The following is a 6,629-nucleotide window of genomic DNA, read 5'->3' as shown; positions in this document are numbered from 1 at the left end:
GACGTTCCCCAACCCGGTGGGAATGGCTGCTGGTCTCGATAAAAATGGTGATTGCTTCAATGCGCTAGGGCAGTTGGGGTTCGGTTTTGTTGAGATCGGTACCATCACGCCGAGGCCTCAGCCCGGTAATCCCAAACCGCGTCTGTTCCGCCTCCCTGAGCATCAGGGCATCATCAATCGTATGGGCTTCAATAACAAAGGCGTGGCACATTTGGTTGAGCAAGTGAAACGTCGTCGTTACTCCGGTGTTTTGGGGATCAATATCGGTAAAAACTTCGATACTGCTGTTGAAGATGCGGCGTCTGATTATCAGCTCTGCATGCAGGCAGTGTACGAGTACGCCGATTATATAACGGTCAACATCTCCTCACCGAACACACCGGGATTGCGGGATTTGCAGTTCGGTGACAGCCTGAAATCTCTGCTCGATACGGTTAAAAGTGAGCAACTGGCGCTGGAAAAAACCCACAATCGTTACGTCCCCGTTGCCGTTAAAATTGCGCCAGATATGGATGAAGTGGCCATTCAGCAAGTTGCTGAAGTGTTACTCAATAGTGGTTTGGATGGGGTTATCGCCACTAATACCACCATTTCTCGTGATGGGGTGGAAGGCTCTGAGAATGCTCAGGAAGCGGGTGGCCTGAGTGGTGCTCCTGTACGAGATAAGTCCACCGAAGTTATTGCCAGCCTGTCTGAGGCACTGGGCGGTAAGCTGCCAATCATTGGTGTGGGTGGTATTTTAAGCGGTGCGGATGCCGAAGAGAAAATCAAAGCCGGTGCGAGTCTGGTTCAGGTGTACAGCGGGTTTATCTATCGGGGACCAGAGCTGATTGGGGAAGTGGCGAAAGCCATTGCGAGTCTGAAATAAGCGAGTTTAGGCGGAAGTAAGAAAGAGGGCGTAGTCGTAAGTAGAGTGCTTGGTCGCAAGTAAGAGGGTTTAGTCGCAAGTAAGAGGTCCTGGAAAGCTGATATTGGCGTTGATGGTCGGGTGTTTGGCTCTGGGGTCAATTTTCCCGGGAGCCCTAGATTGAGCCCCCGGGTTCAAGGTCAATTAAGGGTTACATATTACTGAGCTTTTGAGCTTTGGCGGCTCGATTGAAACCGTCCCAGTGGTCTGTGCGTCCTTCTCTCCAGCCGCTAAGCCATGTTTGTCGTGCGAGTTCGTTTTCGTGAGGGCAGAGACTGCGCGAACGCCCATCGATACCAGCTTGATAACCTTTGCTGAAGGCGCGTGTAGTTTGACTGCGTTTTTGGGTTTTCATAGGGAGGGGTACCTCTCAGTTTGATTTAGTAATCTACTTTAGTTTTCTAAGCTATCTGAACCGGACGCATTCCAGCGAACGATCCGTTCCTGATTGGCTTGGAGTCAATGGGATACCAGGCTGGTTCTAAATCAATTCAGCCATACTGTCTTGGTAAGCCGTATAACTCCGGTTTTATCTGAGAACTAGTGAATGTCTGAGAAAAAGTACTGCTCGCGCCGGGCGACAATAACCCAAGTCACGAACTTGCAGTACAGCAAAATAATGACGGCCTTGTGAATGATTTATTTCTTATAATCTTCACGCTGTTTAGTCGGACGCGATCTAGAGTCTCGGTTTGACTTTCAATTAATGATTTAACTACTTGAAAAGCCAATGTTTCTTGATTTCGAGAAATGGGCTTTCTGAAGGGCATATGACCACTCAACAATATTTCGCCACCTGTCCTAAAGGGCTGGAAGGCCCATTAATGGCAGAGCTTAAGTCTTTTGGCTTTGACGAACTGCGCGAAACTGTCGCTGGAGTTTATTTCACCACGGACCTGAAAGGGGCTTATCGTGCCTGTCTGTGGTCGCGTATTGCCAATAAGGTGTTTTTGCCTTTGGGACGCTTTGAAGTAAACAGTGCTGATGATCTTTACGATGCGGCGCGCAAGATTGACTGGTCAGAGCACATGAATCCCACAGGCACTCTGCTCGTGGATTTTACCGGTTCGAGCAATGTGATTCGCAACACTCAGTTTGGCGCCGTGAAAATCAAGGATGCGGTGGTGGATGGTTTCCGTGAAAGCGCCGGAGCCAGACCCAGCGTGGCCAAGCAAGAACCGGATTTGCGCATCAATGCCCGCCTGAATCGAGGTCATGTCACGATCAGTATTGATCTCTGTGGCGACAGCCTTCATCGTCGTGGCTACCGCACCAAGCAGGGCGCGGCGCCCTTAAAAGAAAACCTGGCCGCAGCTCTGTTGATGCGGGCTGGTTGGATGGAGATTGCCAAGCACGGCGGAGCGTTAATCGACCCTATGTGCGGCTCAGGCACCATTTTGATCGAAGCCGCCATGATGGCGCTGGATTATGCCCCTGGTCTGGATCGCCCCACATTCGGTTTTGAGCGCTGGTTGAATCATGATGCGGAGATCTGGGCTGACTTGCGCCATGAGGCTCAGACCCGCTATCGCGAAGGCTTAAAGCGGGATATTCCGGAAATTCGGGGTTATGACGCTGACCGCAAGGTTCTGTTTGCTGCAGAGTCCAATATCAGCATGGCCGGATTGGACGACTATGTGAGAGTGGTCTGTAAACCTCTGGAAGAGTTGGTCAAGCCCACTCACAAGACGCTGGATTTCGGTCTGGTGTTAACAAACCCTCCTTATGGCGAGCGTTTGGGCGAACAGGAAGCTCTAAAAGGGCTGTATCGTCAGTTGGGCGACAAGTGCCGTGAGCATTTCGACGGTTGGAAGCTGGGTGTGTTTACCGGTAATCCAGATCTGGGCAAGAGCATGGGGCTGCGTGCGAAAAAGCGCTACAAGCTGTTCAATGGCGCGCTGCCCAGCGAATTGCTGATGGTGGATGTGGAGCCTTCGCAATACGTGAATGCACCACCGGCGGAGTTGAATAAGCCCAAGCCGCTGTCCCCTGGCGCTGAAATGCTGGCTAATCGCCTGCGTAAAAACCTCAAACAGCTTTCCAAGTGGGTCAAAAACAACGAGATCAATTGTTATCGTGTTTACGATGCCGATATGCCGGAATACTCCGCTGCCATCGATATCTACGTCGACAGCAACCAGAACCGTTATGTTCACGTGCAGGAATACGCTGCGCCAAAGAGTATTGACGAAGACAAGGCCATTGCCCGTTTTGAAGAGATTCAGGCGGCGGTACCGGTGGCACTGGAAGTCGATCATGAGCATGTGAGTTTTAAACAGCGCCGTCGCAATCGTGGCAAAGAGCAATATCAGCGTCAAAGCGAAGAGCGGCATCCTCTCATTCCGGTAAAAGAAGGGCCGACCACATTACTGGTGAATCTGTGGGAGTATCTGGATACAGGATTGTTTCTGGACCATCGTCCGGTGCGCCAGCGTATTGCCCAGATGTCTCGGGGCAAGCGTTTCCTCAATCTGTTCTGTTATACCGCCACAGCCACGGTTCACGCGGCTCTGGGGGGAGCCAAAGAATCGGTCAGTGTGGATATGTCGAAAACCTATCTACGCTGGGCTGAAAAGAATTTTGAGGCCAATAACCTGTCTACCAGTAAGCATCAACTGGTACAGGGGGATTGCCTTCAATGGCTACAGGATTGTCGTGAAGGGTTCGATCTGATCATGCTGGATCCCCCCAGTTTTTCCAATTCCAAGCGGATGGAAGGGGTGTTGGATATCCAGCGGGATCACGTTGATATGGTGAACCGCTGTATGGAAATCTTGCAGCCGGGCGGTTGTCTCGTGTTTTCCAACAACTTGCGGAGTTTCAAGCTGGACGCTGATATTGAGTCACGTTATGCCGTTGAAAATATCACCCAGCAAACGTTGGATCCCGATTTTAAACGCAACGCCAAAATCCACCAGTGCTGGTTGATTCGAGCCAAGTCCTAAGGATCAGGTCGATATTCATAACGTAAGCGTTAAGGAACGGATCAGACAATCTTGTTCGATTGTCCGTTTCTTGCGACCATTAGTGATTCACTGTGTTTGATTGATGAAGATGTAATCCATGAGCAAGCCTTTTACCGTAGCCAGTCCGTTCAAGCCCTCCGGTGATCAACCCGCGGCCATTAAAGGTCTGGTGACGGGGGTTGAGGCCGGTTTGGCACATCAAACTTTGTTAGGGGTTACCGGTTCCGGTAAGACCTTCACCATTGCCAATGTGATCCAGCAGGTGCAGCGCCCAACGATGATTATGGCGCCAAACAAAACTTTGGCCGCTCAGCTTTACGGCGAATTTAAAGAGTTTTTCCCCAATAATGCAGTGGAGTATTTCGTCTCCTATTACGATTACTATCAACCAGAAGCTTACGTCCCGTCTTCCGACACCTTTATTGAGAAAGACGCATCAGTTAACGAACACATTGAGCAAATGCGTTTGTCGGCAACCAAGGCGCTGATGGAGCGCAAAGACGCTATTGTGGTGGCAACGGTTTCTGCCATTTACGGTTTGGGTGATCCCGATTCTTACTTGAAGATGGTGCTGCATCTGGTAAGCGGTGACATGATCGATCAGCGTGAGCTGGTGCGACGCCTGGCAGAGCTGCAATACACACGCAACGACATAGATTTTCACCGTGCCACCTATCGGGTACGTGGCGATGTGATCGATGTCTTTCCTGCCGATTCCGATCATTTGGCATTGCGTATTGAGCTCTTTGATGAAGAGATCGAGCAGTTATCGCTGTTTGATCCTTTGACCGGAGAGGTCACGCAAAGAGTGTCACGATTTACGGTCTATCCGAAATCTCATTACGTTACACCACGAAAAACGATTGTTGATGCCATTGATGATATTAAGGAAGAGTTGAAAGATCGACTCAAGCAGCTTCGTGACAACGATAAGCTGGTGGAGGCACAGCGTCTCGAGCAGCGCGTCAAATACGATGTAGAGATGATGCAGGAGCTGGGCTACTGCACCGGTATTGAAAACTACTCACGTTATCTCTCTGGGCGGCCGCCCGGAGAGGCTCCGCCCACCTTATTTGATTATCTTCCGGAAGACGCCTTGTTGGTGATTGATGAATCCCACGTGGGTGTACCGCAGATCGGTGGTATGTACAAAGGCGACCGTTCACGCAAAGAGACTCTGGTGGAATACGGTTTTCGCTTGCCATCGGCACTGGATAATCGTCCCATGCGATTTGATGAGTGGGAGCGCTTGGCACCGCAAACGATTTTTGTATCCGCAACGCCGGGTCCATATGAAGCCGAGCATGCGGGACAAACGGTTGAGCAGGTGGTTCGCCCCACGGGTCTGGTGGATCCAGAAGTGGAAATTCGTCCTGCCGGTACGCAGGTGGATGACGCTCTGTCCGAAATTCACAAGCGGGTCGAGCTGGATGAGCGTGTGTTGATCACGGTTCTGACCAAGCGCATGGCTGAAGATCTCACGGATTATCTGCAAGAGCATGGTGTGCGGGTGCGCTATCTGCACTCGGACATTGATACGGTCGAGCGGGTCGAAATTATTCGCGATTTGCGTCTGGGCGAGTTTGACGTACTGGTTGGTATCAACCTGTTGCGGGAGGGGCTGGACATGCCAGAAGTATCTCTTGTGGCGATTTTTGATGCTGACAAGGAGGGCTTTCTGCGTTCCGATCGTTCACTGATTCAGACGATTGGTCGTGCTGCGCGTAACGTTAACGGCAGAGCTATTCTCTACGCAGACAAAATCACTGGGTCCATGCGACGTTCCATTGATGAAACTGAGCGCCGTCGCGCCAAACAAGTTGCTCATAATGAAAAGCACGGCATTACTCCGCAGGGGATCCGTAAAAACGTCACCGATATTATGGAGGGCACTTACGTGCCTGGCGCAAGAGCGCAGCGCAACAGCCGTAAGGTGGCGGAGAAGCAGGGTAAATACGAAGCAGAGCTGGCAACCGGTGATGTATGGAAGCATGTAGCCAACCTGGAAGAGCAGATGTTCCAGGCTGCCAAAAATTTAGAATTCGAAGAGGCGGCGCGCCTGCGAGACCAGATAAGTCGCTTAAAAGCCTCACAGGCTTGATAAAATACCTCCGGAAGCCTTGTGGCTAAGGCTTTCAATTTTCTTTCCCTCCTTCCTGAAATGACGCGTCTCATGCGTGTCGCTTTCCTTGGTGCTGGCTCACTGTCGGCACAAATTTTGAATTAATCCACCATACGGGTAACGGCTTTAGCTCTCTCCACCCATGATTTGGTTGAGGATGATGAGCTAAGTGACAAAACAGATGAAAATACTGAAAGCATTGCAAGTCATATTGTAAAAATTACCAAATCTGGTAAGCACAAGAGAGGATAACGATATGTCGACTTTTGATATGAGCGGTGAAAAATACCCACATCTAGTCAGTGGTGAATTTAATGCCCGTGTTACGGCAGAGAAAGCCATTAACACGCTGTTACGCAGAGGCGAGCTGAAGCGGAAACAAGTGGATTTAATTCAGCCTGACGATAAACATCTGGGTAGAAAAGTTGAGCCCGAATCTCCGGGTGTCAGACATACTCTTATGCGGTCTCATGCAATTTTCGGAGTTGGTGGGCTGGTAGCAGGGCTAGTGCTGGCTTCAGTCCTTGTGATCCTGGGACCCGAGGCTACCCGTTCCAGTCCTTTGATGACCTTTATCGGTCTGGGGATAATTTCTACATTTCTTGGCTTGTTGGTAGCAGGGTTGTTTACGTTG

General features: G+C 50.6%; 5 protein-coding genes. 4 read left to right on the top strand and 1 reads right to left on the bottom strand.

What is annotated here, in order from left to right; genetic code table 11:
• Window positions 1-868: quinone-dependent dihydroorotate dehydrogenase (locus tag ACTG33_RS15350; protein WP_439136100.1), on the top strand; the 868-nt coding region annotated here is incomplete at its 5' end.
• Between the two features lie 190 nt (window positions 869-1,058).
• Here ACTG33_RS15350 and rmf read toward each other — a convergent pair.
• Window positions 1,059-1,262, bottom strand: coding sequence for a ribosome modulation factor (gene rmf, locus ACTG33_RS15345; protein ID WP_439136099.1), 204 nt, complete (start codon window positions 1,260-1,262; stop codon window positions 1,059-1,061).
• Window positions 1,263-1,677: 415 nt separating this feature from the next.
• Here rmf and rlmKL point away from each other — a divergent pair, with 415 nt between their 5' ends.
• The 3 genes from rlmKL to ACTG33_RS15330 form a co-directional block, all read left to right on the top strand.
• Entirely contained in the window at window positions 1,678-3,852 is a 2,175-nt protein-coding gene (rlmKL, locus tag ACTG33_RS15340) for a bifunctional 23S rRNA (guanine(2069)-N(7))-methyltransferase RlmK/23S rRNA (guanine(2445)-N(2))-methyltransferase RlmL (RefSeq protein ID WP_439136098.1), read from the top strand.
• 118 nt (window positions 3,853-3,970) lie between these two features.
• Window positions 3,971-5,974 (top strand): excinuclease ABC subunit UvrB, encoded by a 2,004-nt coding sequence (gene uvrB, locus ACTG33_RS15335; protein ID WP_439136097.1) that lies wholly within the window; start codon window positions 3,971-3,973, stop codon window positions 5,972-5,974.
• Window positions 5,975-6,251: 277 nt separating this feature from the next.
• Window positions 6,252-6,629 (top strand): hypothetical protein (locus tag ACTG33_RS15330; RefSeq protein ID WP_439136096.1); only part of this gene is annotated, 378 nt, incomplete at its 3' end.

The organism is Pseudomaricurvus sp. (assembly GCF_965662505.1).
Classification (GTDB): domain Bacteria; phylum Pseudomonadota; class Gammaproteobacteria; order Pseudomonadales; family Cellvibrionaceae; genus Pseudomaricurvus.
Note: the sequence above shows the minus strand (reverse complement) of the source record. Positions and strands in the feature narration are given on the sequence as shown.